Source organism: Priestia endophytica DSM 13796, from assembly GCF_900115845.1.
GTDB lineage: Bacteria > Bacillota > Bacilli > Bacillales > Bacillaceae_H > Bacillus_I > Bacillus_I endophytica.
The window spans coordinates 352,391-376,022 of the sequence record NZ_FOXX01000003.1 but is presented as its reverse complement, the minus strand read 5'-3'; the positions used below and the strand labels follow the sequence as shown (position 1 = coordinate 376,022).

26 protein-coding genes and 1 pseudogene are annotated in these 23,632 nt (G+C 35.4%); 20 read left to right on the top strand and 7 right to left on the bottom strand.

All coding sequences use genetic code 11. The features are described 5' to 3' along the window. Positions 1-773: 773 nt before the first annotated feature. From BM012_RS08660 to BM012_RS08625, 8 genes are all read left to right on the top strand, one after another. Positions 774-1,385, top strand: a complete 612-nt coding sequence (locus BM012_RS08660) for a TetR/AcrR family transcriptional regulator (protein ID WP_061805017.1) — start codon at positions 774-776, stop codon at positions 1,383-1,385. A gap of 24 nt (positions 1,386-1,409) precedes the next feature. Then, positions 1,410-1,802 (top strand): DUF5367 domain-containing protein, encoded by a 393-nt coding sequence (locus BM012_RS08655; RefSeq protein ID WP_061805018.1) that lies wholly within the window; start codon positions 1,410-1,412, stop codon positions 1,800-1,802. A gap of 127 nt (positions 1,803-1,929) precedes the next feature. Then, on the top strand, positions 1,930-2,373 hold the full coding sequence (locus BM012_RS08650; RefSeq protein WP_061805019.1) for an NUDIX domain-containing protein: 444 nt from the start codon (positions 1,930-1,932) through the stop codon (positions 2,371-2,373). Between the two features lie 87 nt (positions 2,374-2,460). Further along, positions 2,461-3,288 carry an aminoglycoside adenylyltransferase domain-containing protein gene (locus BM012_RS08645; RefSeq protein WP_061805020.1) on the top strand — a complete coding sequence of 276 codons (828 nt, stop codon included), beginning with the start codon at positions 2,461-2,463 and terminating at the stop codon, positions 3,286-3,288. Positions 3,289-3,857: 569 nt separating this feature from the next. After that, positions 3,858-4,757, top strand: coding sequence for a macrolide 2'-phosphotransferase (locus BM012_RS08640; protein WP_061805021.1), 900 nt, complete (start codon positions 3,858-3,860; stop codon positions 4,755-4,757). Positions 4,758-4,989: 232 nt separating this feature from the next. Further along, complete coding sequence (locus BM012_RS08635) at positions 4,990-5,472, top strand: small multi-drug export protein (RefSeq protein ID WP_061805022.1); 483 nt, start codon at positions 4,990-4,992, stop codon at positions 5,470-5,472. Between the two features lie 418 nt (positions 5,473-5,890). Further along, on the top strand, positions 5,891-6,496 hold the full coding sequence (locus BM012_RS08630; protein ID WP_061805023.1) for a TetR/AcrR family transcriptional regulator: 606 nt from the start codon (positions 5,891-5,893) through the stop codon (positions 6,494-6,496). A gap of 18 nt (positions 6,497-6,514) precedes the next feature. Then, positions 6,515-7,171: a CPBP family intramembrane glutamic endopeptidase gene (locus tag BM012_RS08625; protein ID WP_061805024.1), complete on the top strand. Its 657-nt coding sequence runs from the start codon at positions 6,515-6,517 to the stop codon at positions 7,169-7,171. Between the two features lie 214 nt (positions 7,172-7,385). On the opposite strand, the gene BM012_RS08620 is transcribed toward BM012_RS08625, so the two are convergent. Beyond that, positions 7,386-7,880 carry a DUF2798 domain-containing protein gene (locus BM012_RS08620; RefSeq protein WP_061805025.1) on the bottom strand — a complete coding sequence of 165 codons (495 nt, stop codon included), beginning with the start codon at positions 7,878-7,880 and terminating at the stop codon, positions 7,386-7,388. Between the two features lie 346 nt (positions 7,881-8,226). Between BM012_RS08620 and BM012_RS08615 the strand changes: the two genes are divergently transcribed. The 6 genes from BM012_RS08615 (at position 8,227) to BM012_RS08595 (ending at position 14,873) form a co-directional block, all read left to right on the top strand. Further along, positions 8,227-10,104, top strand: a complete 1,878-nt coding sequence (locus BM012_RS08615; protein ID WP_061805227.1) for a glycoside hydrolase family 3 protein — start codon at positions 8,227-8,229, stop codon at positions 10,102-10,104. 14 nt (positions 10,105-10,118) lie between these two features. Further along, positions 10,119-11,342, top strand: a complete 1,224-nt coding sequence (locus BM012_RS08610) for an exo-beta-N-acetylmuramidase NamZ family protein (protein WP_061805026.1) — start codon at positions 10,119-10,121, stop codon at positions 11,340-11,342. 444 nt (positions 11,343-11,786) lie between these two features. Further along, positions 11,787-11,960 (top strand): hypothetical protein, encoded by a 174-nt coding sequence (locus BM012_RS26350; RefSeq protein WP_161939319.1) that lies wholly within the window; start codon positions 11,787-11,789, stop codon positions 11,958-11,960. Positions 11,961-12,180: 220 nt separating this feature from the next. Beyond that, positions 12,181-13,431 carry a M20 family metallo-hydrolase gene (locus tag BM012_RS08605; RefSeq protein ID WP_061805027.1) on the top strand — a complete coding sequence of 417 codons (1,251 nt, stop codon included), beginning with the start codon at positions 12,181-12,183 and terminating at the stop codon, positions 13,429-13,431. A gap of 99 nt (positions 13,432-13,530) precedes the next feature. Further along, positions 13,531-14,055, top strand: a complete 525-nt coding sequence (locus tag BM012_RS08600; protein ID WP_061805028.1) for a type 1 glutamine amidotransferase domain-containing protein — start codon at positions 13,531-13,533, stop codon at positions 14,053-14,055. 200 nt (positions 14,056-14,255) lie between these two features. Beyond that, positions 14,256-14,873, top strand: a complete 618-nt coding sequence (locus tag BM012_RS08595) for a cell wall hydrolase (RefSeq protein WP_061805029.1) — start codon at positions 14,256-14,258, stop codon at positions 14,871-14,873. Between the two features lie 53 nt (positions 14,874-14,926). On the opposite strand, the gene BM012_RS26345 is transcribed toward BM012_RS08595, so the two are convergent. Beyond that, positions 14,927-15,094, bottom strand: coding sequence for a hypothetical protein (locus BM012_RS26345; protein WP_019395305.1), 168 nt, complete (start codon positions 15,092-15,094; stop codon positions 14,927-14,929). Positions 15,095-15,532: 438 nt separating this feature from the next. Further along, positions 15,533-16,165 carry a DUF1796 family putative cysteine peptidase gene (locus BM012_RS08590; RefSeq protein ID WP_061805030.1) on the bottom strand — a complete coding sequence of 211 codons (633 nt, stop codon included), beginning with the start codon at positions 16,163-16,165 and terminating at the stop codon, positions 15,533-15,535. 197 nt (positions 16,166-16,362) lie between these two features. On the opposite strand from BM012_RS08590, the gene BM012_RS08585 reads away from it, so the two are divergent. Next, positions 16,363-17,139 carry a class I SAM-dependent methyltransferase gene (locus BM012_RS08585; RefSeq protein WP_061805031.1) on the top strand — a complete coding sequence of 259 codons (777 nt, stop codon included), beginning with the start codon at positions 16,363-16,365 and terminating at the stop codon, positions 17,137-17,139. A gap of 4 nt (positions 17,140-17,143) precedes the next feature. Here BM012_RS08585 and BM012_RS08580 read toward each other — a convergent pair whose 3' ends face one another. Together BM012_RS08580 and BM012_RS08575 are read right to left on the bottom strand one after the other, a co-directional pair. Beyond that, positions 17,144-18,259, bottom strand: coding sequence for a DUF418 domain-containing protein (locus tag BM012_RS08580; RefSeq protein WP_061805032.1), 1,116 nt, complete (start codon positions 18,257-18,259; stop codon positions 17,144-17,146). After that, positions 18,256-18,810 (bottom strand): hypothetical protein, encoded by a 555-nt coding sequence (locus tag BM012_RS08575; RefSeq protein ID WP_061805033.1) that lies wholly within the window; start codon positions 18,808-18,810, stop codon positions 18,256-18,258. The genes BM012_RS08580 and BM012_RS08575 overlap by 4 nt, the downstream gene beginning before the upstream one ends. Positions 18,811-18,896: 86 nt before the next feature. On the opposite strand from BM012_RS08575, the gene BM012_RS08570 reads away from it, so the two are divergent. From BM012_RS08570 to BM012_RS08560, 3 genes are all read left to right on the top strand, one after another. Next, positions 18,897-19,487 carry a TetR/AcrR family transcriptional regulator gene (locus BM012_RS08570; RefSeq protein WP_061805034.1) on the top strand — a complete coding sequence of 197 codons (591 nt, stop codon included), beginning with the start codon at positions 18,897-18,899 and terminating at the stop codon, positions 19,485-19,487. A gap of 112 nt (positions 19,488-19,599) precedes the next feature. Further along, positions 19,600-19,887, top strand: coding sequence for a lipoprotein (locus tag BM012_RS08565; protein ID WP_061805035.1), 288 nt, complete (start codon positions 19,600-19,602; stop codon positions 19,885-19,887). 75 nt (positions 19,888-19,962) lie between these two features. Then, on the top strand, positions 19,963-20,331 hold the full coding sequence (locus BM012_RS08560) for a VOC family protein (RefSeq protein ID WP_061805036.1): 369 nt from the start codon (positions 19,963-19,965) through the stop codon (positions 20,329-20,331). Positions 20,332-20,357: 26 nt separating this feature from the next. On the opposite strand, the gene BM012_RS08555 is transcribed toward BM012_RS08560, so the two are convergent. Continuing rightward, positions 20,358-20,756 carry a hypothetical protein gene (locus tag BM012_RS08555; RefSeq protein ID WP_061805037.1) on the bottom strand — a complete coding sequence of 133 codons (399 nt, stop codon included), beginning with the start codon at positions 20,754-20,756 and terminating at the stop codon, positions 20,358-20,360. 69 nt (positions 20,757-20,825) lie between these two features. Then, a complete protein-coding gene (locus BM012_RS08550) occupies positions 20,826-21,431 on the bottom strand; it encodes a LysE/ArgO family amino acid transporter (protein ID WP_061805038.1) in 606 nt (201 codons plus the stop codon). 125 nt (positions 21,432-21,556) lie between these two features. Here BM012_RS08550 and BM012_RS08545 point away from each other — a divergent pair, with 125 nt between their 5' ends. Both BM012_RS08545 and BM012_RS08540 read left to right on the top strand, forming a co-directional pair. Then, complete coding sequence (locus BM012_RS08545; RefSeq protein ID WP_061805039.1) at positions 21,557-23,008, top strand: aminotransferase-like domain-containing protein; 1,452 nt, start codon at positions 21,557-21,559, stop codon at positions 23,006-23,008. A 70-nt stretch (positions 23,009-23,078) separates the two neighbouring features. Beyond that, positions 23,079-23,592: pseudogene (locus BM012_RS08540) on the top strand (YfiT family bacillithiol transferase). Positions 23,593-23,632 lie beyond the last annotated feature (40 nt).

Below are 23,632 nucleotides of genomic sequence, written 5' to 3'. Positions count from 1 at the left end.
ATCTAACCGATGAAAAGCTTGTTAATGTAGGAAATAGTGAGGATAATAGAAAAGGAGATCAAGAAAGTAGAACTTCTCTTAGATCGTAACTTGCTGGATTTTCGTTCCACTACTTGCTTCAATTAAACAAAGAGAATATCTTCTTCTTTACTAAATTGATGATAAAGAATGCTGTGACAATTACTAGGATGCAAATTTTTCATATAGAAAGCCTGAAGATAACTCATGGACAGTTTCTTTCAGGCTTTTTTCTATTGCGACATAGGATAAACACCAATTAGCTTTTTCCGTAGAGCAAACCTAACGTATTTCTATATGTATATATAATACATTTATTCAAAAATATGTTGACAATACATTGGTTACCATTTTATATTTTAGTTAATTAAAATATGGTGAATAGGAATGGATCTCTTAATGTAGGGCGTTGAATCTAGGCTATTATCTTTAAGAAATACAGAAATATAGCATCACGTTTGATAAGAAACGGTACTCATGTATATGATATTCATCTATTTCTTACTTATGTACTCAAGTTAGTTATATAACTAACTAAAGCGTTTTTTGAAAATCCTGATATTTATCCTTTTTAGAGAGATCACAACCTAAGAAGAAAGAAATGCTTTCTCCTTATAGGAGTGTTCGTAAGAAAATGCTTGATAGTGGAGGGGTTGCAAAGCAGTATAAGGATATAAAAAATAGAAGAATTTCTTGTTATTGCTTATCTCCTATCCTAGTTATTGGACTAACAATTAAATAAAGGAGAGGTTCATATGGCCGAGCCGAATGTGATTACAAAAAAAGATCTAATCCAATCTGCAAAGAAATGCATAGTAGAAAATGGGATAAATAAATTGACTTTAAAAGCAGTAGCAGAAGGTGCAGGTGTAACACAAGGCACTGTATATTACCATTTTAAAACAAAAGAACAGCTTATGATTGAGATTGTAAAGGATATGTGTGAAACATCATGGGAAGAGTTAGAGGAAAAGAAAAAAGTATCTAAAAAACAAGGATTAGAGTGGATTCAAGCTGCCATGAAATCTGCTTATAACAGAAATACGAAAGGTTCTTTCTATCATCCTTTATTTCTATCACTAATTGTAACAGGGCTACACAATGATAAAGTTAAAGAACTTATTAGTGAATTGTTGAAATATGAAAATAAATCTCTTCAACAACAGATGGAAGCATTAATAGGAGCAAATGAATTTTATGGCCTTTCAATAGAAGTATGGAGCACCCTCATGAATGCGTTAATAGATGGTTTGGCCATACAATCTTTAATGGTTGAAGATTTTGATGCAGAGCGTGTATTTAAAGGTCTTGAGTCCCTCTTCATAAAGCAAGTAGAATCTGTTCAATCTTATAGAGCAGAGGGTTAAACCTCAAAAGGAGAGTGAGAGAATATGTTTTTTCTAACTTGGGGATTTTTAGTTTGGTTAGGAGCCACAGCTTTATTTAGATTTTTAGGACATTTTTTCTTCTCGCTAGAAACCCCCGTATTGTTAGTCGCTTCATATATTTTGGTTATTCCTTTCATATTAATTCTTACTTTACCCATTTATAGATACAAACAATTAGATTCATATAATCGATTAAAAGCAGCCATTTTAATCGCTTTACCAGGTATGTTACTTGATGTTGTATCTTTAATTTATTTCTCAGATATCTTTATAAATTTGGATAGTAGAATGGATAGAATTTTCGGTTCTTGGCTTTTATTAGCTTATTCTTTCATTCTTCTTTCAGGATTTACAATAGAAAAACAAACGAATAAAGATAAAAGGTGTCAAAGCTAATTTAGAAGCTGTTGGAATGATGATTTCTTCTAACAGCTTCTATTTGTATAAGCGGTTGTAACGAAAAAGTGAAATAAGGATTAGTGGAATTAAATTTATTTTTAAAGAAAATAAACAGGTGATGAAGATGAGACTGAAGAATTCAGCAAAAGCTATATTAATACATAATGGAAAGTTATTAGTAACAACTTATAAAGAGGGGGAGGAGATTTATCATCTTCTTCCAGGTGGAGGACAAAGAATTGGAGAAACCTTAGATAATACGCTAAAGAGGGAGTGTATGGAAGAGACAGGCATTGAAGTGAAAGTAAACAATCTTTGGTTTATACGGGAATGTTTTATGGAGGAAGAGATACATAGAGTAGAGTTTATGTATTCTTGTTCGCTAGTATCATTTACTAACTTAAAGTTAAACGACTTTAATATGGATGATAATCAAACAGGAGTTTCTTGGTTGAAGATAGAGGAATTATTAACTCATCCTTTGTTTCCGGTTGGTATTAGAAAACGTATTATAGAATGTTATGAAGGTAACTTCTCAAGCTCAATTTATTTAGGAGAAATTCATTGAATGTAAACAATAAAAGTTTAAGAGGGGAACTTTTATACACTGGTTATTTTAAGATAAAATCATGTGTGATGAGTGGAGGTATGAATAGTGGAGGGTATACCTGAAAAAGTAGAAGCTTGTTTAACGGACTATATAAAACATATAGAGAAACAACTTCCAAGAGATCTTTTAGTAGGTGTGTATCTTTATGGATCGATTTCTTTAGGTGCTTTCGATGAAGAAAAAAGCGATATAGACTTTATCACACTATTAAAAAGGGACTTAACGAAAGAAGAAGGAAAATGTGTAAAATCCATTCATCAAAGTTTGAATGTAAATTCTTTAGGACAAAGAATGGATGGTATGTATCTTTCAATAGATCATATAGGTAAAACTAATGGTGAATTGTCTCCTTATTTTTACTGTTCAGACGGAAAAGTAAAGAAAGGGTACTGGGATATAAATGCTGTTACATGGTGGATGTTAGAAAACAACGGAATAAAAGTGCAAGGAAAAAGAATATCCGATTTAAGCATTCGTTCGAAATGGAATCATGTAGTAGAAAATATGAAGTTCAATATTGATACATATTGGCTAAACAAAGCGAAACATAAAATCATGTTTGTTTTTGATGATATGGTTGAATTTTGTGTTTTAACACTTAGTAGAATTTTAAGTACGTTAGAAGTTAAAAAAATCTTAACAAAGGTAGAAGCCTTAAAAAAAGTGAAAGAGATTCTTCCTCAAAGATGGCATTTGCTCTTAGAAGAAGGGTGGCGTTTGCGACATAACCCTAAATCAACCTCTTTGTATCAGTCTAGAGTGAAAAGAGCAGTAGAATGTAGAAAGTTCATTTTTTTTGTTTATCAATTTTGTCATGACTGCTATTTTGATGATGTTAGGGAGATGAAAAAAGGGTGGGAGAACAATATCTGAAAAATAGTAAGGTGATATTTTAAATATTGGGCACTGTTTATATAGATAAAATACCCCTTTATCAAAATAAAGGGGTTGAAAATCATCATTTTGTAATATAGAATGAAATTATTCTAAAATAAGGAGGATTATTAAAAAATGACAGCTTCTATGAGACTACGTATCCATGCTTTGAACAAATAATTGAATATGTTCAAGGACTCTGTTTAATAATGGCAGAGTAAACAGGATAAGTCTGCTCATTTTTAATAATCTTCAACGGAGACTGTAATATGCGACATTAACAACAAGGATGATTTATTTGTCTTTCTTTTGTTATGTTTAAAAATGTGCTCTTTTCCATCCAATGATATATGAATTGGATTTCTCACTGTGTTATAGAGTGTAAAACATAGTTGAGGAATGTTTACTTCAAGCTGCAGACAGAGAATTCTGCAGCTTTTTTCATGTTTAAAAACCCAATTTATATCCGTTCATAACCAGTAAATTGTGTTATTGATTATAAGAATTCGGGCTGAATAGAATAGAAAGAGCAGCGGAAAAACTTAAAAAGGTATGGAGGAATTTATATGAATAAAGTAGAGATTAAAGCATTAGCAAAACGTAAAGGCTTAAATATAAACGAAAAAACAATAAGATTAAATGAATCAGGTCTTGATTTTCAGGTTGCACATGTAGAAGATGAGCAAGGACAAAAATGGATTTTACGAATTCCGCGAAGACTGAATTCTATGGCAAAAGCAGATCAAGAGAAGACGGTATTAGATGCTGTTAATCAATATACAACAATTCAAGCACCATATTGGGAGATTTTCACTGATGAGGTTGTAGCGTATAAGTCGCTAGACGGAGTGCCTGCTGGAACTATTAACCCTGAAATTCAAAATTATGAATGGGTTCTAAATATAGAAGACATTCCATCAGCATACCATGAATCATTCGGACGTACGTTAGCGGAAATACATCAACTGCCAATAAGTTTAGTGGAAAACACTGGTATTCAAATTTATACAGCGTATGAGGCAAGAGAATTAATGAAAACGAGAATGCATAAAATAAAGAATGAATATGAGGTTCGGGAGGATTTATGGAATCGTTGGATGAAATGGGTGAATAACGATAATATATGGCCAAAGCATACTGGACTTAGTCATGGAGATGTTCATCCGGGACATATTTTAATTAATCGTCAATCAGAAGTTACTGGCTTAATTGATTGGACTGAAGTAGCGGTTACAGATGTATCGCGTGATTTCATTGTTCACTATTTATTTGCTGGAGAAAAAGGATTAGAAAAAGCTATTATGGCTTATGAAAAGGCAGGCGGGAAGACGTGGCCGCTTATGAAAGAACATATTTTAGAATTGGAAACAACCAGGGCAATTTCAGTTGCTGAGTTTGCTGAAATCTCTGGACTGCAAGAGTATGAAGAAATGGCTAGACAAATGCTTGGTTCTATTCATCAATAAAAAGTTTTTCATAAAAGGAGACTTGGTTAGCCAGGTCTCCTTTTATGAAGGATTTAGATAAAGGTTATTTTTTGTTTATACAATCTTCCATACAGAAGGAAATCAATCTAATAAAATAATAGTCTGTTTATTTCCTTATTAAATATTAACCTTCTAGAGATAAAGAAATACATTCTTTATTGAATAATTATTTGGAATCTAAACGAACATTGAAGGATAAAGGAGAGATGAAATGAATCTAATAGAATGGGCACAAGATGCTCCTGTTTTATGGCAGTATACAGTCTTATTTCTGCTTGCTGCAGCACCTTGGATGGATGTATCTATTGTTGTTCCACTTGGAATTGTGTGGGGGTTACCTCCTTTTAGTGTTGGATTAACAGCATTTTTAGGGAATTGTATTTTAATTTTATTGCTTGGGCTATTTTTTAAGCAGTTTTCAGCATGGAGAGCGAAAAGAAGAATGAAAAAGGGAATCAATAGCCCAACTAAAAAGGAAACAAGATCAAGACAAATTTGGGAAAAATACGGTATACCAGGCTTAGCTTTGCTTGCCCCTATTTTAGTAGGTACAGATATAGCCGCAGTCTTGGCTCTAACTTTTGGCTCTTCACGCCGGCATGTAATTGGATGGATGACAGTTAGTTTAGCAGTATGGACAATTTTATTTGCTGTTGGATCGATTTATGGTTTTAGCTTCTTGAACTTAATTTGATTCTTAAAAATGAGTAGGTTTACCTAGTGTGTTTTAGTTACTACGATTTTAACAGCAACTGCGCAAGGAGGTTTATAATAAGCACGAGTAATAGGGTATTGTTTATATTACTTTTTTATCAGTTTGTACTTTGTATTTTTTAACCTGAAAGATAACAAAACTAATAATCTATAATTTGTTTTTTACATAAAGTTTATTAAAAAAAAGCGCAGATCTCTTGTTTTTCAAGGAACTTGCGTTTTTTCTTCATCACATCGTAATAAATGGACTAAGTGGAGATGAAAGGAAAGTGCCTAGGAATAAACGATATAAACTCGTTAATAAAAACAAAAAATGTTGACAATAAGTAAATTTATAGAATAATATACAAATAGTTACACTATTGACTGATTAGTCAATCAAAAAAGGAGAGTTACTAATGCCTAGACAAGATCAACAAAATAAACAAATCCGGGATGAAAGAAGAGCACAAATATTACAAGCAGCTTTGCGAGTATTTGCGCGAAGAGGTATGGTAGCAGCAAAAATTAGCGATATTGCAAAAGAAGCCGGACTTAGTCATGGACTTGTTTACCATTACTTTAAGTCAAAAGAAGAGATCTTCATGACGTTAGTACAAAAAGCGTTAGATAGTTCCCTTAACGTCATTCATTATGCTCATGAACGAGTGGGAACTCATTTAGAAAAGTTACGTTGGATGACAGAACAAATTATTAAAAGTATTGACAACGGTGATGAAATTCTTCTTTTTCTCATTATGATTCAAGCTAGCACTTCAGATATTGTATCAGAAGAAGTAAAAGAAATGTTAACAGGAGAGCATGCTGTTTCGCCTGTTATGGCTACTATCCCGCTAATTGTGGAAGGACAAAAAGTAGGCGAAATTAAGCAGGGAGATCCAGTACAGTTAGCTGTTACGTATTATGCCTTTATCCAAGGGTTAGCCATAAATAGGATTCAATGGGAAGGGTGTCCAATGCCAGAGGCTAATCTTATCATGAATATATTTAAGAAAACTCCCTAATGTAAAGGAGCTCTCGCCATGATATTAGAGATTAGTAAGAAAAAAAGAATACTTATTTTACTATCCCCGATCAATGTTATCTTACTTGGATTTATCACAGCTACTGGCTTCTCAAAACTTATAGACGGATGGGCATGGACGCCTTTAGCAATTGTGTATTGGAGTTCTCTTGGATTTTGTATTGTATATTTTAAAGAAAACAAACATATTAAAGACTGGTTAAAGAAACCCAAAATCTCCATATTCCCTATTTTCTTGTCTTTACTTCTTGGCATGTTTCCTCTCTCTATATTAATCATGAATTACAAATTATTTGACTCAATTTTACTGATCGTTCTTTGGATCTTGTTTGCTTTAATCAATCCTTGGTTTGAAGAGCTATATTGGAGAGGTGTATTATTAGATGCTGCGGTTGACTGGTTTCCAAAGTGGATGAGCGTTTTGTATACTACAATCTTTTTTGTACTAAGCCATCCGCTTATGTGGGGAGTATTTTCAATTGCAAGTACATCTTATCACCTTTATATTTACTTAACGGTTATGGGGATCGTTTGGTCCCTAACGTATTTTAAAACTAAGAGTTTAAGATGGGTGATCCTTTCGCATTTTATTGTAGATGTAGGAAACTTGACTGTCTTAACTTTTCTTAATATATATGTACCACCAATTATGTAAGAAGAATGATTTGAAAAGATAGGAAAAGACGATGAGCAAACAGAGGAAGTAACGGTTCATAAAGTTGGATTTGCAGATTCAAAACTTTTTTCTCTATCATTTTTTTTGATTTTGCAGAAACATAGTTTAGAGTGCATTGATAAACACGATTAATAACAGAGCCCCTTGTTCCTCAAGGGGCTACTAGTTTTTAATAAAATTCCTAACACTTATGCTAGCTTACCCCATCCGTTTGAATTGATTTCTGTCCTTTCACAAATTTAGCAAATGAAAAGCGAACTAAAGGTCCGATAATGAGAAGTTGAAGCGGAAGAGCAAAAATAAAATTTTTACCTACTGTTAAAAAATAGTGTTTAAGCAATGAACCTTCTCCTAATGAATTGGCAAAATACGCCATTGTTACTCCATAAATAGACATTGAGAGTACCATGCCAATGACCATACAAAAGGCAAGAGATAAAATGACAAAAAGCTTGTTCGATTTGTCATATGGTAATGAGAAAGCCACTTTATGTGCGATAGGTCCGATAATAAATAGTTCTAAAATAAAAGCAATTATGAACCCTAAAATAAGTTGAAGCAGCATTCCTTGTAATGAGATAGTACCAATTAAGTCATTTATAACGAGGTTATAAAAAGTCATACCGATAACCATTCCAATACACATCATCATTCCGAAATAAAAGTTTTCTTTTTTTGTTGTTGGCAATGTTGATCATCCTTTCTTTTCAATCCTTTGCTATTATAGCGAGAGAGGGATACTCTTCATAAGTGAACATTTTGTGAACAATTTAATTTATATAATTTTTGTATCACAGCATTTGGATCTTAAAAAAGAAAAGATAGAAAGAAGTGTTATGAAGTTTATCGGCGTAGGAATAAGGCGATATATACATCTATACCTTATATATGGTAAATTTTATTTAACAGATTTTTTTCTTTATAAAAATAGCAGAACTTGCCAAACTACTCAGTAATGATGTGAGAACGAAAACCGAAAAAGAGGAGGAACAGCCTTGAAAAAAAGAAAGGTAATTAGTGTCTTCATCGTAGGAATGTTAGCGCTCACAACGTTTGGATGTAGTGGAGAAGCTAAAAAAGAAGAAAAAGCGAAAGAGAGAACGGCGAAAGAAATTGTGCAAGATATGACAGTTGAAGAAAAAGTAGGGCAAATGATTATGCTAGACTTTAGAAATTGGAAAGAACAAGGAGCAGAGAAAGCAACAGGCTTTACTGAGATGAACGAAGAAGTAGGAAGTCTTATTGAGAAGTATCATCTTGGTGGGGTTATTTTATTTGCAGAAAACGTTGTAGATACAGAGCAAACAACAAGGCTTGTGAACGGATTAAAAAAGAGCAGCAACGATGTGCCCCTTTTTGTAGCGATTGATCAAGAAGGAGGAATTGTGACAAGGCTTCAATCAGGAACAAATCTTCCAGGAAATATGGCATTAGGAGCAACAAGAAGCGAGAAAAATGCCCATCAAACAGGAGAAATCATTGGACGTGAACTTCATGCGCTTGGGATTAACGTGAACTTTAGTCCTGTCCTTGATGTGAATAACAATCCAAACAATCCTGTTATCGGTGTCCGCTCTTTTAGCTCTAACGAAGAACTTGTTTCAAACCTCGGTGTTCAAACAATGAAAGGACTGCAAGGAGAAAAAGTAGCGACAACTGTCAAACATTTTCCTGGTCATGGAGATACGGCAGTTGATAGTCATTATGGTTTGCCTGTTGTTAATCATTCTAAAGAACGCTTGCGTCAGGTGGAGCTAGCCCCTTTTAAAAAAGCAATTGAAAATGGTACAGATATGATTATGACTGCTCACGTGCAGTTCCCAGCTTTCGATGATACCGTCTATAAGAGCAAAAAAGACGGAGAAGACATTATTGTTCCTGCAACACTATCGAAAAAAGTATTAAATGATTTGCTTCGAGGAGAAATGAATTATGACGGCATTATTGTGACAGATGCGCTTAATATGAAAGCAATTGCTGATAATTTCGGGCAAGAGGAAGCAGTTATTATGGCGATCAATGCAGGGGTTGATATTGCGCTTATGCCTGCTTCTGTTACATCGCTTAAAGAAGAAGAAAATTTAGCGAACGTTTACAATGCAGTTGTTGAAGCTGTTCGGACAGGTGAAATTAAAGAAGAAGAAATTGATGATTCAGTTGAAAGAATCCTTGATTTAAAAATAAAAAGAGGATTGTATGAGGAGAAAAGTGTCTCAGAGGACCAGAAAGTTAAAAATGCACTGAAGGTGGTAGGAAATAAAAAACATAAGAAGCAAGAAATGAAGATGGCCCAAGAAGCGGTAACCGTTGTGAAAAATGAGAAAAAAACGTTGCCATTAAACCCGAAAAAAGGGGAAAAAATTGTTGTATTTACTCCATATGATTATCAAGGGGAAGCGGTAAAGAAAACAGTTCAAAATATGATTAGTGAAAAGAAAATAAAAAATGTTGAAGTTGACGTTGTCCCATTTGAGAAAAAGGTGTTTAACGAAGAGATGAAAAGAAAAATAGATGAAGCAGACTATGTTTTGACAGGTTCATATGTTATACAAAACGACCCCGCTGTAAACGACGGAGTTATTGAGGACGAAATTAATGAACCTTCAGCATGGGCAGTTTCTTTTCCTCGTGCAGCTATGATGTATACCCAAAAGAGTGAGAAGTCTTTCGTGCTCATGAGTCTGAGAAACCCATATGATGTTGCTAATTTTGAAGAAGCTCATGCTGTTTTAGCTCTATATGGTTTTAAAGGCTATAGTAACGGAAGATTTCAACAGCCTAACATTTCAGCAGGAATTCACGTTATCTTTGGTGAAGCAAAACCAAAAGGAAAATTGCCTGTTGCCATCCCTTCTGTAACAGCTAAAGGAGAAACACTTTATCCGTATGGCCATGGAATCAAGCTTAAATAAGGGGAGGAGAAAAGATGAGAAAGAAACTGACGTTGTTAGCCCTTTTTCTACTTGTTTTTTCGTCATGGAATACAGTCGAAGCAAAGCCGGGCCAAAAGAAAGTTGAGCTTGGTGTTGAAACCCTTTTTCGTGAGCATAAAAACCTTTTAAAAGGAAAGCGAGTCGGCCTTATTACAAACCCAACAGGAGTGGATTCAGAATTAAGAAGCAGCGTTGATTTATTTGCTGAAGACCCGGATATTGAGCTAACTGCTCTTTATGGACCTGAGCATGGTGTAAGAGGAGATGCTCAAGCTGGAGATAAAGTTGACTATTATATTGATGAAAAAACAGGGTTACCTGTTTATAGTCTTTATGGAGACACGAGAAAGCCAACACCTGAAATGTTGAAAAACGTAGATATTCTCGTTTTTGATATTCAAGATGTTGGTGCACGTTTCTACACTTACATTTATACAATGGCTTATGCAATGGAAGCTGCAAAAGAACAAGGAATTCCGTTTGTTGTTCTAGATAGACCAAACCCACTAGGTGGAGAAGTTGTGGAAGGACCTGTTCTTGAAGAAAAGTATTCTTCATTTGTTGGGAAATATCCTATTCCACTTCGACATGGAATGACAGTTGGAGAGCTTGCTCAACTTTTTAACAAAGAATTTGGGATTGGTGCAGATTTAACAGTTGTTAAAATGAAAAAATGGAAGCGATCTTTCGACTATGATGAAACAAACCTTCCGTTTGTGATGCCTTCCCCTAATATGCCAACTCTAGAAACGGCGTTTGTTTATCCAGGAACAGGTCTTATTGAAGGAACGAACGTGTCAGAAGGAAGAGGAACAACAAAGCCATTTGAACTGTTAGGAGCGCCGTTTATTAATGGAACAGAGCTCAGTGAGAAGTTAAATAATTTACATTTAGATGGAGTGAAATTCAGAGCTGCTTCATTTACGCCTTCTTTTTCAAAGCACAGCGGACAGCTTAGTCATGGTGTTCAAGTTTATGTAACAGATAGAGAGAAATATCAATCGGTTGAAACAGGTTTGCACATTGTTAAAACGATTCATGATTTGTACGGAGAAGAGTTCTCGTTTAATAAGAGTGGAAACTTTGATTTATTAATCGGAAACAGCTGGGTAAGAGAAGAGTTGGAAAAGGGAACAAATGTAGAGGATATTATAGCAAAGTGGCAGAAGGATACAAAAGCTTTTAAAAAGATCAGAAAACAATATTTACTTTATTAAAATAGAAAAAGCTCTCCTCTTGAAGAGGAGAGCTTTTTACTGGACAAAGGAGCCCATTCGTCTATAATGGGCGATTGTTAATGTAAAACACACATTAGCTTCTTTTCTAGTATATCATTTTGCTGGAATAAAATAAATAAAAAAAGTTTAGTTTATTAAATCTATAATGCGAAGATAACTGTAAAAAGCATGTATAAATTTAACGTAATGTTAAGCTTATACATGCTTTTTATGCCAAGAAAAATATTGTTTATGTAAATCCCTTTGTTTGTCCCCATTTGTTATTCTAGCACATTTCATTAATAAATAAAATATTTTAATTAAAAAAAGTTGATAGATCAATATGTTAGAAAACAAGATCGTGTATATTTCTTTATGTTTACAATAACCTAAAAATATCGTAAGCTAAAGAAAATAAGCTGTATAAAGGGGAGGGAGTTAGCAATGAAAGTGCAGCAGCTTGTACTACTTAGTGTGTTTGTTGGACTTTTATTTGCAAGCGCTATCAATTTTATAAAAGAAGGCTCTATCCCTATTGCTTTTTTAGCAAGCGGAGTTAGTCTTGTTCTTATTGTATCTCTTACATTATGGGCAGCGAAATGGCGCCATGAATCATAGGAAGAGTCTATGCATTTGCATAGGCTCTTTTTTATAAAGAAAGAGTTGCTTCAGAGACGGAAGGATGTTGCATACATATTAAAAATAGTCTCTTTCACATGAAGAGCAATGAGGAGACAGTGTATTCACTTAGTTTCTTCTATTTAACATTATGTCTAATGTGGATGAAGAGAAGCTATGCTATATTTTTTAATAATCTTATCATCTAGGAGGGGTTGTTATTCTTACATCTTCTATTATTAATCATAAAAGGGTAGAAAGCAGAATAAAAGAACTATCAGCTATAGGGAAAATTGAGGAAACTGGGGTTTGTCGCTTAGCTCTATCAAAGGAAGACAGGCAAGCTGTTGAACTTGTTCAATCATGGATGAACGAAGGGGGCTTGAAGACTCATATTGACAATTTTGGAAATCTTGTTGGCCGCTTAGAAGGTCGGGATAAAAGCGCCCCTGTTCTTAGAATTGGCTCACACATTGATTCCCAGCCATATGGTGGAAGATTTGATGGAGTTATTGGCGTTATTGGTGGATTAGAGGTTGCCCAAACGTTACATGAAAAAGGTGTTGTTCCCCCTGTTTCAATTGAAGTTGTTGCCTTTTGTGATGAAGAAGGATCACGGTTCAATAAAGGCTTGTTTGGTGTGCGGGGGATGCACGGAAGATTAGAAGAAGACGAACTCCAGCGGAAAGATCAACATGGAACAACAAGAAAAGAAGCACTCATTGAGTTTGGATGTGACCCTAATCAATTTTCAAAATGGGAGTACAAGGATGAAGAAATAGGGGCATATTTAGAACTTCATATTGAACAAGGCCCTGTTCTTGAAGAAAAAGGACAAGGAGTAGGAATTGTAACCGGCATATCTGGGCCGTTATGGCTGACTGTTGAATTGGCAGGGTTTGCAGGACACGCAGGAAGCGTGCCAATGTCAATGAGACAAGATGCGCTAGTTGGAGCAGCTGCCATTATTACAACTCTTAACAACATAGCTTCTCAAAACATCGAAAACCCTACAGTAGGTACAGTAGGAAATATTGAAGTGTTTCCAAACTCCCGCAACATTATTGCTGAAAAAGTACGGTTTACCATTGATTTACGAGATATGGATATGGAAAGACGAAATGCTTATGAGCGAGATCTTCGTAAAGCAATTGGAGACATTTGTGCAGAACAAGGCTTAACTTATACAATTAAAGAAGATACAAACTCAGAGCCTCGCTACTGTGCCAAATGGATTAAAGATTGTATGAAAGAGGGGGCTGCGCTTATGAATATTTCTCCACCAGAACTTATGAGCGGGCCTTTTCATGATGCATTAGTTATGTCTTATGTTTGTGATTACGGAATGATTTTTGTTCGTTCTAAAGATGGCATAAGTCATAATCCAAAAGAGTATTCTTCATATGAAGATATTGCATTGGGAACAGAGCTTCTTTATCATACAACTGAAAAAGTATTGGAAAAGCTTTAGGAGACGGAGAGCTGGATGCGTTAAAGCCAGCTCTTTTTGTGCGTTCTTCTTTTTCTATTGCAAAAGACAATGTTATACTAAAGCCTGGAGGTGGGAAATGTGAGATTACAAAATAAGAAAGTAATTGCCCTTGTTAGTGATGAATTTGAAGATTTAGAACTTTGGTATCCAATTCTTCGTCTACGTGAAGAAGGAGCAATCGTTCATGTTGTAGGAGAGGAAAGCAATAAAACGTACATAGGAAAATATGGCGTTCCTATTCAGTCTGACTACAGTTTCAAAGAGGTTGCCTCGTCTGACTACGATGCTGTGTTAGTTCCGGGAGGATGGGCTCCTGATAAGCTCCGTCGCTATGACGAAGTTATTACCATTATTAAAGAAATGAATGAAGCGAAAAAGCCAATCGGTCAAATTTGTCATGCTGGATGGGTCCTTATTTCAGCTAAAATTTTACAAGGTGTAAATGTAACAAGTACGCCAGGTATTAAAGATGATATGGAAAATGCCGGAGCTGTTTGGCATGATCAACCTGTTGTAACAGATGGTCATATTGTATCAAGCCGCAGACCTCCTGATCTACCTCCATATGTAAAAGAATTTGCCGACGTTTTAGCAGCTAAATAAAAAGAAAGGGGGAACCCTTTCTTTTTTTATGGGTCAAACTGAGTGAATGACTTACTTTATATAAGGTAGCTTCTTTTTTTTGAGTAGAATTTACCTTTTTTAGATTTCTTTACATTTTAAAGTGTTGCTTTCCATAAAACTGTGTTTTAATAGACAAGAAGACTTCCAATTTCAAAATTAAGTTATAAGGAGGAAAGGTGATGAGACATCTAAAGAAGATTATTCCTCTTTCTATGGGGCTAAGTTTGTTCGCAAGTCCTCTAGGAGCGGATAATACAGTAAGCGCTGCAAGTACAGATACAAATGCTGATATTATGCAGCTTCAACGTAAACTCAGTTTACTTGGCTACTTTAATACAACACCAACGGGATACAATGGAGAGATTACGAGAAATTCTGTAAGTAATTTCCAACGAGACTTTGGACTTGGGATAGATGGAGTTGCAGGTCCATTGACATTGCAGAAGTTAGAAGACGTAGAAAAAATTGCACATGTTGTATATGGTGAGGCACGAGGAGAATCTTTTGAAGGACAAGTTGCTGTTGCGGCTGTTGTGATAAACAGAGTTCATTCTCCAGAGTTTCCAAGCAGTGTCGCATCTGTGATTACCCAACAAAATGCGTTTACAGCTGTGAGTGATGGGCAATATTATCTTTCACCAAATGCAACTGCTTATAAGGCAGTGAAGGCTGCTTACAAGGGATGGGATCCTTCTTATGGAGCGACTTATTATTACAATCCTGTCGATTCAACAAATACGTGGATTTTCTCTAGAAAAGTTATCCGAACAATTGGTAAACACAATTTTGCATACTGAACTTATTGTCTCTTATACATAAAAAACGAATTCCGCATAGGGATTCGTTTTTTTTATATAATCAAATGACAAACAACCAAAAGTCCAGAAATCATGCCTACACCAATCAAACGCATCACCCATTTTTGAATGGAGGACGACGATTTCGGAAAAATAAAAAACAGTTGAAAAGCAACTGTCGCAACTATAATAGCAATAGCTGCCCAAAGAAGATGAATCATAACAATTCCTCCTATTCATGATGGAAAAACCACCGTATTTTTCTAATACAGAATTCGCACTTATTCGTCATTTTTGGTCCGTCTTTGAAAAAAATTTTTTAAAGACGGACAAAAGCAGAAGAGAAGTCCAACCAAAGATGGTGATAAACTTTTGTAAGAAAAACGAAATTATAAAAAGTGGAAAGAGTCTCTAATTAGCTTTTATAATAGAAAAGGTAATAGTCACAATATAAACCCCTTTGTTTGTGACTCCCATCCCCTGAAATAGAAGATAAGAAGCCTTTCAAATTGAAAGGCTTCTTTTTTTTGAAAAAAAAATCTCCAAGAAAACTTGGAGAGGGCGCAATATCTAATATTTTTTAGGGGGAAATATCAGATATATCAATGTTCATTATTTTTATACCCGCTATAATAATATTTAAACCCTTTTAAAAAAAATTACTTTAATGACATTCCATCAAAAAGTTTCGCCCATTTTGCTTCATCCCGAAGCTTATCCATATCAAAAATAGGATACTGAAGAACGCAAGTATGAGCCAAATTCCACTGTAGTTCTGTAAAATCTTCTACCTCTCCATTTATGACTAACAGCACTTTGAAGTTTCCCTTCACTAAACTCGCAAGAACGCTTTCAAGTCGTCTTGCATCTTCATACGTGCCTCCAAGTCTTACAAAGAGAAGATCGTCACTTTTCTCAAGCGTATCTAGAAAACGTTCAGCACGTCGCTTATATTTGGCATATACTTCATCATATTCTGGCCAAGATGTTGGCGTATTGTTTTTCGCTAAAAAATCGTGTGCTGAATCAATACTGTAAAGGTTATCACGAATTTTAAGAGTCAGACCGTTTGCAAAATAAGATTCAAATGTGAGATTTTCTTTCTTGAGAAAGTTAGCAAAACGATTTTCTAAAAGCTTGTTCACCTCGCTTAATGAAAAGCTAATCATCCAGTCTAACACCCCTGCAAAAGGGCGTAGATTATGATTACGTAAGTAGATTGCAGGAAAACAATTATGCCCTAAACTAAATGCAGCGTCATAAGGTTTTTGGATATCTTTTAAAGTAGCCATGTTTTATAATATGAAGTAAAAAAAGAGTGGAAACGGCGCCTGTCCTTATCCTTAGGTCACTTTTCAAAAGAACGAAGAAATGTATGGTGGAGAGGGCGCATAAGATTAAAAGAGATTATGAAACTCGAGTGACCAAGGAACCCTGTACTTTATAGAAGCTTTAGCGTATAACTTTGTGAAAGAATGGAGAGGAGTTTATGGACAATAAAGATGTTGTGCGAAAACAGTTTGGAGAAAATGCTGAACAATACATTAAAAGTCCAACACATGCAAAAGGTCAAGATTTAAACGAAATGGAACAAATTATAAAAAGACAAGACTGTTCTTATCTTCTTGATATTGCAACAGGAGGAGGACATGTCGTGAATAAACTTGCCCCTCTTTTTAAAAAAGTAGTAGCTCTTGATCTTACAGAAGAAATGCTTCAAAAAGCAGAATCATTTTTAAATAAAAACGGACATAGAAATGTTTCATATGTTTGTGGAGATGCTGAGAACCTTCCTTTTGAAGATAGCACGTTCACTGCTGTTACTTGTCGTATTGCCCCACACCATTTTTCTAATGTTGAAGCTTTTATTTCTGAAGTACAGCGAGTACTCACTCCAGGAGGGGCATTTGTCCTTATTGATAATGTGGCACCTGAGCAAGAAGAGTACGATAAGTTTTATAATAAAATCGAAAAATTTCGTGATCCGAGTCATGTTCGAGCTTATAAAAAGAGCGAGTGGTTTTCTCTTATTGAGAAAAATGAGCTAAAAATAGAAAGCGCCACCCTTTTCCCTAAAGAGTTTCAGTTTTATATCTGGTGCAACATGATGAAGTTAGCACCTGAAAAGGTGGATAAATTAGAAGACGAAATGAAGAATGCTTCCCATGATATTAAACGCTATTTCTCTATTGCTATAAAAAAGGAGAAGCTCCATTCATTTAAAGGAGAAGCGCTCTTATTAACAGCTCATAAAAAAACGAACTAGATTTCTAGTTCGTTTTTTTAGTAGGCAAGTATGAAAGCCATCTCCACAAAGATTCAAAAGGTCCTCTAGGAAAGAAGCTAAGCCAGACATTAGAGAAAAGAGCGAGGAGGCATGAAATGATAAGGAGAACTGAAACGGTAAGAAAAGCGTTGTCTCTACCGCCTAAACCGAGTCCCCAGCCATAAAATATATAAGAGGAAAGTATATTTTGTAAAATGTAGCAGCTTAAAGCAGTTCGCCCAATCTCGGAAAGTCTTGTGAAGAAAAAACGGTTTTTCTTTCTTTCATATAACATGATTACAAGGCTAATATAGCCTAACGAAAGAAGAGGAGCAAATAAATAACGCACAGGAAACATAAAAAGCTCGCCTTGCACTATAAGAAGAAAGTTAAGCGGAAGTGCTCCTATTCCAATCTTTAATAGCTTCTTTCTCCATCTTCTTCCACTGTCGTCAAAAGCGAAAACTCCAAGATGTAAAAGCTTTCTGCCAAGCAGAAAAAGAAAAACGTTAAGAGGAATAATGAAAATAGACTCAGATCGATAAATCCAAAAAGAATCAAAACGATACATAATTTGATCGATCCAGCTACCATCTCTGTATAAATTTAGATTAACTTCATCAGAAAGCGCTGGAGAAAGTAATGTGAGGAGGAAGACAGAGACTACCATTAAAAAGTGAAGGCCTCCTGCGCTAATCATTACTGTTTTGGCTGCGCGATCACTTTTTGTAGCAACGAATGAGACAATGATTGCTGTTACGGCATAGCTCATTAAAATGTCATATTCCATCACAAGAAGATAATGGACGTAGCCTTCTATTAAAAGTAGAAAACAAGACCAGAGATAAAGTCCAGGCCAGCGTTCACCTCGTTTCAGTGCTCTTTTTCGTTTTAGTTCCAAACCAGCACCGAAAAGGAGTGTAAGCATTCCAAGAAACTTTCCGTTTACAAGGAAGAGTACCAATGCTTGAAGAATCCCGTTTGCTGTCTTCCAAAACTCTTCATCATTTCCAAAAAGCACGCTCGTATCTCCAAACGAGGAAAAGAGCCAAATATTTGTGCCTAGCGTTCCAATAATGGCTAATCCGCGCAGTATATCAAGTGATTCTAATCGCTTCATTGAGATGCCCTCTTCGAACGAGGTTTTTGACGTGGCCAAATGGTGTAGCTAAAGCTAATGAAGAAATCAATGAGCAGGATGATTCCCCAATATTTTAGGAGAGAAGCAAGCCCAGCTGTTTGACTGTTATTTCCTATAAAAAAGATGAGGGAAAGGATAAAAATAGAGCTAACGAGAAATGAAACAGCATGCTTGTAAAAACCAAGTCTCTCAAATGAAGCATGCTCTTTTCCATAAAGGCGTCTTTTTTCAGGTTTTTGTTTTTTCATAAATCGATAAGAAAACTGTTTATCAGCCCACTGAATCATACTATGACCATAAATAAGACTTACGCCAATGTAAACGGCTGCTAATCCATGTAGAGAAGTAGCGGTAGCACCATTTTTTAAATCAATATAAGTGAAAATAAGTAATAAAAGGTCAATAAGCGGTGTACAGGAAAGAACGATAATACTTAGCTTTTTTTTTCTCCATTTATATCTTAGGAAAAGACCTCCTAAGATAAATATCCAAAAGCTAATCTCACATAAGACAATGAAAAATCCAATCATATACCTGTCTCCCTTTTTTAATACAGTTGTGTTAAAAACAATATAGCACAAGTGTATTAAAAAAGTAAATATGTTATAATAAAGTTATGCCAAAAATCGTCGATCATCAAAAACAACGTGAAAAAATCGCAGCAGCTGCATGGGAAGTAATCCGAACGAAAGGTATGGATCAAGCCTCAATTCGCAATATTGCGAAACAGTCGGGATTTTCTGTTGGCTCTATTCGTCATTATTTTCCTTCTCAAGCTAGCTTGCTGACATTTGCAATGAACTTAGTATCAGAGCGGGTGAATGAACGAATTCACTCTATGTCTTTTGAAGGAGAACCTTTTAAAGTAATGAAAGAATTTCTCCTGCAGTTTCTACCAACTACAAAAGAAAAAGAAGTCGAAATGGAGGTATGGATGGCCTTTATTATTAAATCTTTGTCAGACGATTCGTTGAAAGAAGCGAGTGACGAAGTATATAAAGGAATCAAGTTTGGAGCAGCAAGTGTTATTGATGCTTTAAAAAAACTAAAACTGTTAAGGGACAACCTTGATGAAGAATATGAAGTTGAGCGACTTTTTGCTCTTCTAGATGGACTTGCTCTTCATGCGATCTTACAGAAAACAGAATTTTCAACGGAGAAGCTTGAAGGTATTATTGAGCAGCATTTAAAGTCTCTCTGTAAATAATAGAAGCCCTAGTATGCTAGGGCTTTTGTAATGTTTAAATTAAGAAGAATTAGTATTTCTGCTTCAGTAGGGAAAGCTATTTCATAAATACATTGATTTGGAGAGATGGAAAATGAAAAAATGGTTTTTCTTACTTGTGTTTGTTTTCTCAACTTTAACTTTACAAGCATGTGCTCCTAGTAAAGGGGATCCTTCTACATCAAACCGGAAAGAAGAAAATGAACAAAAAGACGGAAATGGGGAAGAGTCAAAACAGGAAAAAGAAGACGAGAAGAAAGAGGAAAAAGAAAAGAAAAAAGAGGGAGAAGATGAGAAAGAGAACAAAGAAGTAAATATGGACGATTACCAAGGTGACAGTGATGATAGTGACGAGAAGAAAAAGAAAAAAGATGATGATTAATCGTGCATTTTTCTCTAGGCGTTCCTCTTCTTTTTTATTAAAATAAAGAGAACTGAAAAAGAAAGAAGGGTACATATGCTATTTTCATTTTCTCGTATTGACCACGTTCAACTCACAGGGCCAAAAGGGTGTGAAGAAAAAGCAAGGCGCTTTTACAATGGGGTTTTAGGTTTGAAGGAAATTTCAAAGCCGCCAAGTGTTAAAAGTAGTGGAGGATGCTGGTTTGTGATAGGAACACAGGAAATTCATATTGGCATTGAAGATCCGTTTACGCCTCCCGTTAAAGCTCATCCTGCGTTCGTTATTCAAAATATAGAAGAGTTAAGAAATCATCTCAAGGCGTTAGAAATTGAAATACAGGAAGATCGTCCGATTGAAGGAAGAACGCGTTTTTTCGTTCGCGACCCCTTTGGTAACCGCCTTGAATTTCTAGAATATGAATAAGCGCAGGAACCTCCTGCGCTTATATTCTAAAGCGGTAATGAAAAAGCAATATAGTCTAAAGCTAAAGCTTGTTTTTCTTCATCCTCTGAAACATGCTGTTTTTTAACGGCTGCTGAAAGAACATCTCCAACTGTTTCATATTCCTCAAAGTGTTCTTCGACTGTATTGACAAAAGAATCTCGATCAAAAGCAGAACTTAACGCATCTGGCAACTGTTTTACAGTATTGCCAACCGCTTCTAACAGTTCTTTTTTATCAACAGCGAGCTTTGTTGCTGGCTGTATTGTTCCATGACTTTCTCTGTGCTCAAGTGGTGTTTGTTTTTTCGCATTGATGATGCTTTGTTGTTCATCTGTAAATGAAAGATGTGAAATGCCTTCATTAAGCTGTTGTTCTTGTTCATTTGTTAGTTCAGTTGTAGCCATGATATCTCTCCTTCATTTTCAGTGTTACATAAAAAATACCACAATAAGAAAAAACTAAACGTCCTATGCTTAGAAAGAATGTATAATCATATAAATGACAATCCCCCAAATGATAAGTGCAGCACTTTTATTTAAGAGGTATACGGTTTTTCCAGAGGAATCAATGGTTTGTACAAAACGACCTGCAAAAGCCAGAAAGAAAAACCATACCCATGAGACTAAAATCGCAGCAAGAGTAAACCAGATTTTAGTTTCTCCGCTATAAAGAAGCGAGTTAGAACCAATAACGCCGACTGTATCTAAAAGGGCATGAGGGTTAAGAAGAGAAACGGAAAGGGCAAAGCTTATCTGTTTTTTTGAAGATAAAGCTTCTATTTTTTCGTTTTCTTGCTGCTTTGTTTGCCAAATTGTCCATCCCATATAAGCTAAAAATATAATTCCACAGCCATAAAGCACAGTTTTTAAAAAAGGGACTTGCAACAACAGGATAGAAAGGCCCAAAACAGAAGTTAAAATAAGAACTGTATCACATACTGAAGCAGTAATAACAGAAGGAAAGGCTTTTTTTAAAGCAGGTTGACTTCCTCCTTGATTAAAAATAAATACATTTTGAACTCCAAGTGGCAAAATAAGCCCTAAAGCTAAAAGAACTCCATGAATAAATGCTTCAATCATCATTTTCTCACCTTTTCTTTATATTCTTTCTTTAGAATAGTAAAAGAAAAGGATCTTGTCCCCATCCATTTAAGAGAGCATTAACCCAACCAAATGCTAAAATAAAGAAAGAAGGTGGTGAATTTTTGGATTGGAAGCCAAATCGCTATGAAGAGAAACCGCTATATAAGCAAATTACAGACTATATGAAAACGAAAATTGAAAGGGGAGAATGGGGATATGATACAAAAATCCCTTCACAGCGCGATCTTGCATCTCATTTTAATGTAAATAGAAGTACGATTGTCTCAGCTCTTCAGGATCTAATAGCGGAAGGATATGTTGAAGGAGAGCATGGGGGAGGAACAAAGGTCACATACGGAAAATGGGAGAAGCAATCACCGTTGCCAAATTGGAATGCATATATCGAAAAAGGGAGTCACTATCCAAATCAGCCTTTTATTCAGAAGATTAATCAATATGAATTTGAAAAAGATCTGATTCGGTTAGGAACAGGAGAATTAAGCGCGGATTTACTTCCGAAAAAGCTTTTTCAACAGTTGATGAGTTCCGCAGATGAAACAGACTTTCATCTCGGCTATTCTGAGCCTAAAGGGGATTTACAGTTAAGAGAAGCGATTAGCAAACGATTGCGAGAAAAAGAAATTTATACAACACCGTCTTCTATTTTAATTGTCTCAGGAGCCCTTCAAGCTATTCAACTTCTGTCCCTTAGCTTACTAGAAAGATCAGCCCGTATTTTAGTAGAACGTCCTTCTTATTTATATTCAGTAAATGCGCTTCAGTCTGCTGGGATCAAATTAATTGGAATAGAAAGAAGCATTAACAAGCCTTTATCAATTGAAAAAGTTGAAAAGTTAAAAAATCGTTTTGATCTTTCACTGTTTTATGTGAACCCAACGTTTCATAATCCAACAGGAGCTTTAATGGGGGAAGATGAAAGAAAAGCCCTTGTTAAGAACAGCATTCGCATGGGGCTTCCTATCATTGAAGATTCAGCATACGAAGATTTATGGATTGATAAAAAGCCACCTCTTCCGCTTAAGAGCTATGATAAAAGTGGACAAGTTCTTTATTTAGGAACGATGTCCAAGCTAGTAAGTCCAGGGCTAAGGATAGGATGGGTTGTTGGACAAGAGGGAGTTATTGAACGTTTAGCAGATACAAAGATGCAAACAGACTATGGATCAAGTACAGTTTCACAATATGTTGCTAAAAGGTGGATGTTAAGCGAACAATATGAAGAACATAGCGCATATGTAAGAAAGATGTTAAAAAAGAGAAGAGATTTTATGCAATTTCTTCTAGAATGCTATTTTTCACATCTTGCTACATGGAGTATACCAAAAGGCGGATTTTATATATGGATTGTTTTTCACTTTCGTTTGAACTTTGATAAGTTGTTTAAAAAAGGAGTCGAAAAAGGCATTTTAATTGCACCTGGACATATATACGACAGACTAGATCGTACATCGCTGCGTCTTTCGTATTCTTATGCTTCACTAGAGGAAATGGAGAAAGGACTTAGAATACTAGCAGAGCTTATTGAAAAAGAGATGATAAGTAAGAAGATGTAAAGCAGCGAGAACATAAAAATAAATTTTGTCAATGAAGACGTTTACGTATAAGCATTAGGAGGGAAAAGAAATGAAAAGACGTTATCCAATTGGAACATTTGTTAAGCCAAGTACGTTCACTCAAGAAGATAAACATTCTTACATAAATGAAATAAAAAACTTGCCAGAGCGACTAACAAAAGCTGTTGAATCGCTTGAGGAAAGAGCACTTGAGAAAGCATATCGTGATGGAGGTTGGACGGTTCGCCAGGTTGTGCATCATGTGGCTGACAGTCACATGAACAGTTTTATTCGATTTAAGCTAGCGTTAACAGAAGAAAATCCGACAATTCGTCCGTATGATGAAGGAAAGTGGGCGGAACTTTCAGATTATAAAGCAGACGTGCATGAATCTTTGCTTCTTCTACAAGCCCTTCTTAGACGCTGGGTAACCCTTCTAGAAAGGATGACTGAAGAAGATTTATGGGCGAACGTTTAGACATCCTGAAACAGAAGAAACGCTAACATTATACGAAGCTCTTGCTCTATATGCATGGCATGGAAATCACCACCTTGCGCACGTGAATGTAGTTAGAGAGAAGTAAGAGTGTAAAATAAGATCGAAAAAGTAGAAAGTAATTAAAA

Coding starts and splice junctions, on each gene's coding strand:
- BM012_RS08660 (WP_061805017.1), top strand. CDS start 774: ATGGCCGAGCCGAATGTGATTACAAAAAAAGATCTAATCCAATCTGCA.
- BM012_RS08655 (WP_061805018.1), top strand. CDS start 1,410: ATGTTTTTTCTAACTTGGGGATTTTTAGTTTGGTTAGGAGCCACAGCT.
- BM012_RS08650 (WP_061805019.1), top strand. CDS start 1,930: ATGAGACTGAAGAATTCAGCAAAAGCTATATTAATACATAATGGAAAG.
- BM012_RS08640 (WP_061805021.1), top strand. CDS start 3,858: ATGAATAAAGTAGAGATTAAAGCATTAGCAAAACGTAAAGGCTTAAAT.
- BM012_RS08635 (WP_061805022.1), top strand. CDS start 4,990: ATGAATCTAATAGAATGGGCACAAGATGCTCCTGTTTTATGGCAGTAT.
- BM012_RS08630 (WP_061805023.1), top strand. CDS start 5,891: ATGCCTAGACAAGATCAACAAAATAAACAAATCCGGGATGAAAGAAGA.
- BM012_RS08625 (WP_061805024.1), top strand. CDS start 6,515: ATGATATTAGAGATTAGTAAGAAAAAAAGAATACTTATTTTACTATCC.
- BM012_RS08615 (WP_061805227.1), top strand. CDS start 8,227: ATGTTAGCGCTCACAACGTTTGGATGTAGTGGAGAAGCTAAAAAAGAA.
- BM012_RS08610 (WP_061805026.1), top strand. CDS start 10,119: ATGAGAAAGAAACTGACGTTGTTAGCCCTTTTTCTACTTGTTTTTTCG.
- BM012_RS26350 (WP_161939319.1), top strand. CDS start 11,787: ATGAAAGTGCAGCAGCTTGTACTACTTAGTGTGTTTGTTGGACTTTTA.
- BM012_RS08595 (WP_061805029.1), top strand. CDS start 14,256: ATGAGACATCTAAAGAAGATTATTCCTCTTTCTATGGGGCTAAGTTTG.
- BM012_RS26345 (WP_019395305.1), bottom strand. CDS start 15,094: ATGATTCATCTTCTTTGGGCAGCTATTGCTATTATAGTTGCGACAGTT.
- BM012_RS08590 (WP_061805030.1), bottom strand. CDS start 16,165: ATGGCTACTTTAAAAGATATCCAAAAACCTTATGACGCTGCATTTAGT.
- BM012_RS08585 (WP_061805031.1), top strand. CDS start 16,363: ATGGACAATAAAGATGTTGTGCGAAAACAGTTTGGAGAAAATGCTGAA.
- BM012_RS08580 (WP_061805032.1), bottom strand. CDS start 18,259: ATGAAGCGATTAGAATCACTTGATATACTGCGCGGATTAGCCATTATT.
- BM012_RS08575 (WP_061805033.1), bottom strand. CDS start 18,810: ATGATTGGATTTTTCATTGTCTTATGTGAGATTAGCTTTTGGATATTT.
- BM012_RS08570 (WP_061805034.1), top strand. CDS start 18,897: ATGCCAAAAATCGTCGATCATCAAAAACAACGTGAAAAAATCGCAGCA.
- BM012_RS08565 (WP_061805035.1), top strand. CDS start 19,600: ATGAAAAAATGGTTTTTCTTACTTGTGTTTGTTTTCTCAACTTTAACT.
- BM012_RS08560 (WP_061805036.1), top strand. CDS start 19,963: ATGCTATTTTCATTTTCTCGTATTGACCACGTTCAACTCACAGGGCCA.
- BM012_RS08555 (WP_061805037.1), bottom strand. CDS start 20,756: ATGGCTACAACTGAACTAACAAATGAACAAGAACAACAGCTTAATGAA.
- BM012_RS08550 (WP_061805038.1), bottom strand. CDS start 21,431: ATGATTGAAGCATTTATTCATGGAGTTCTTTTAGCTTTAGGGCTTATT.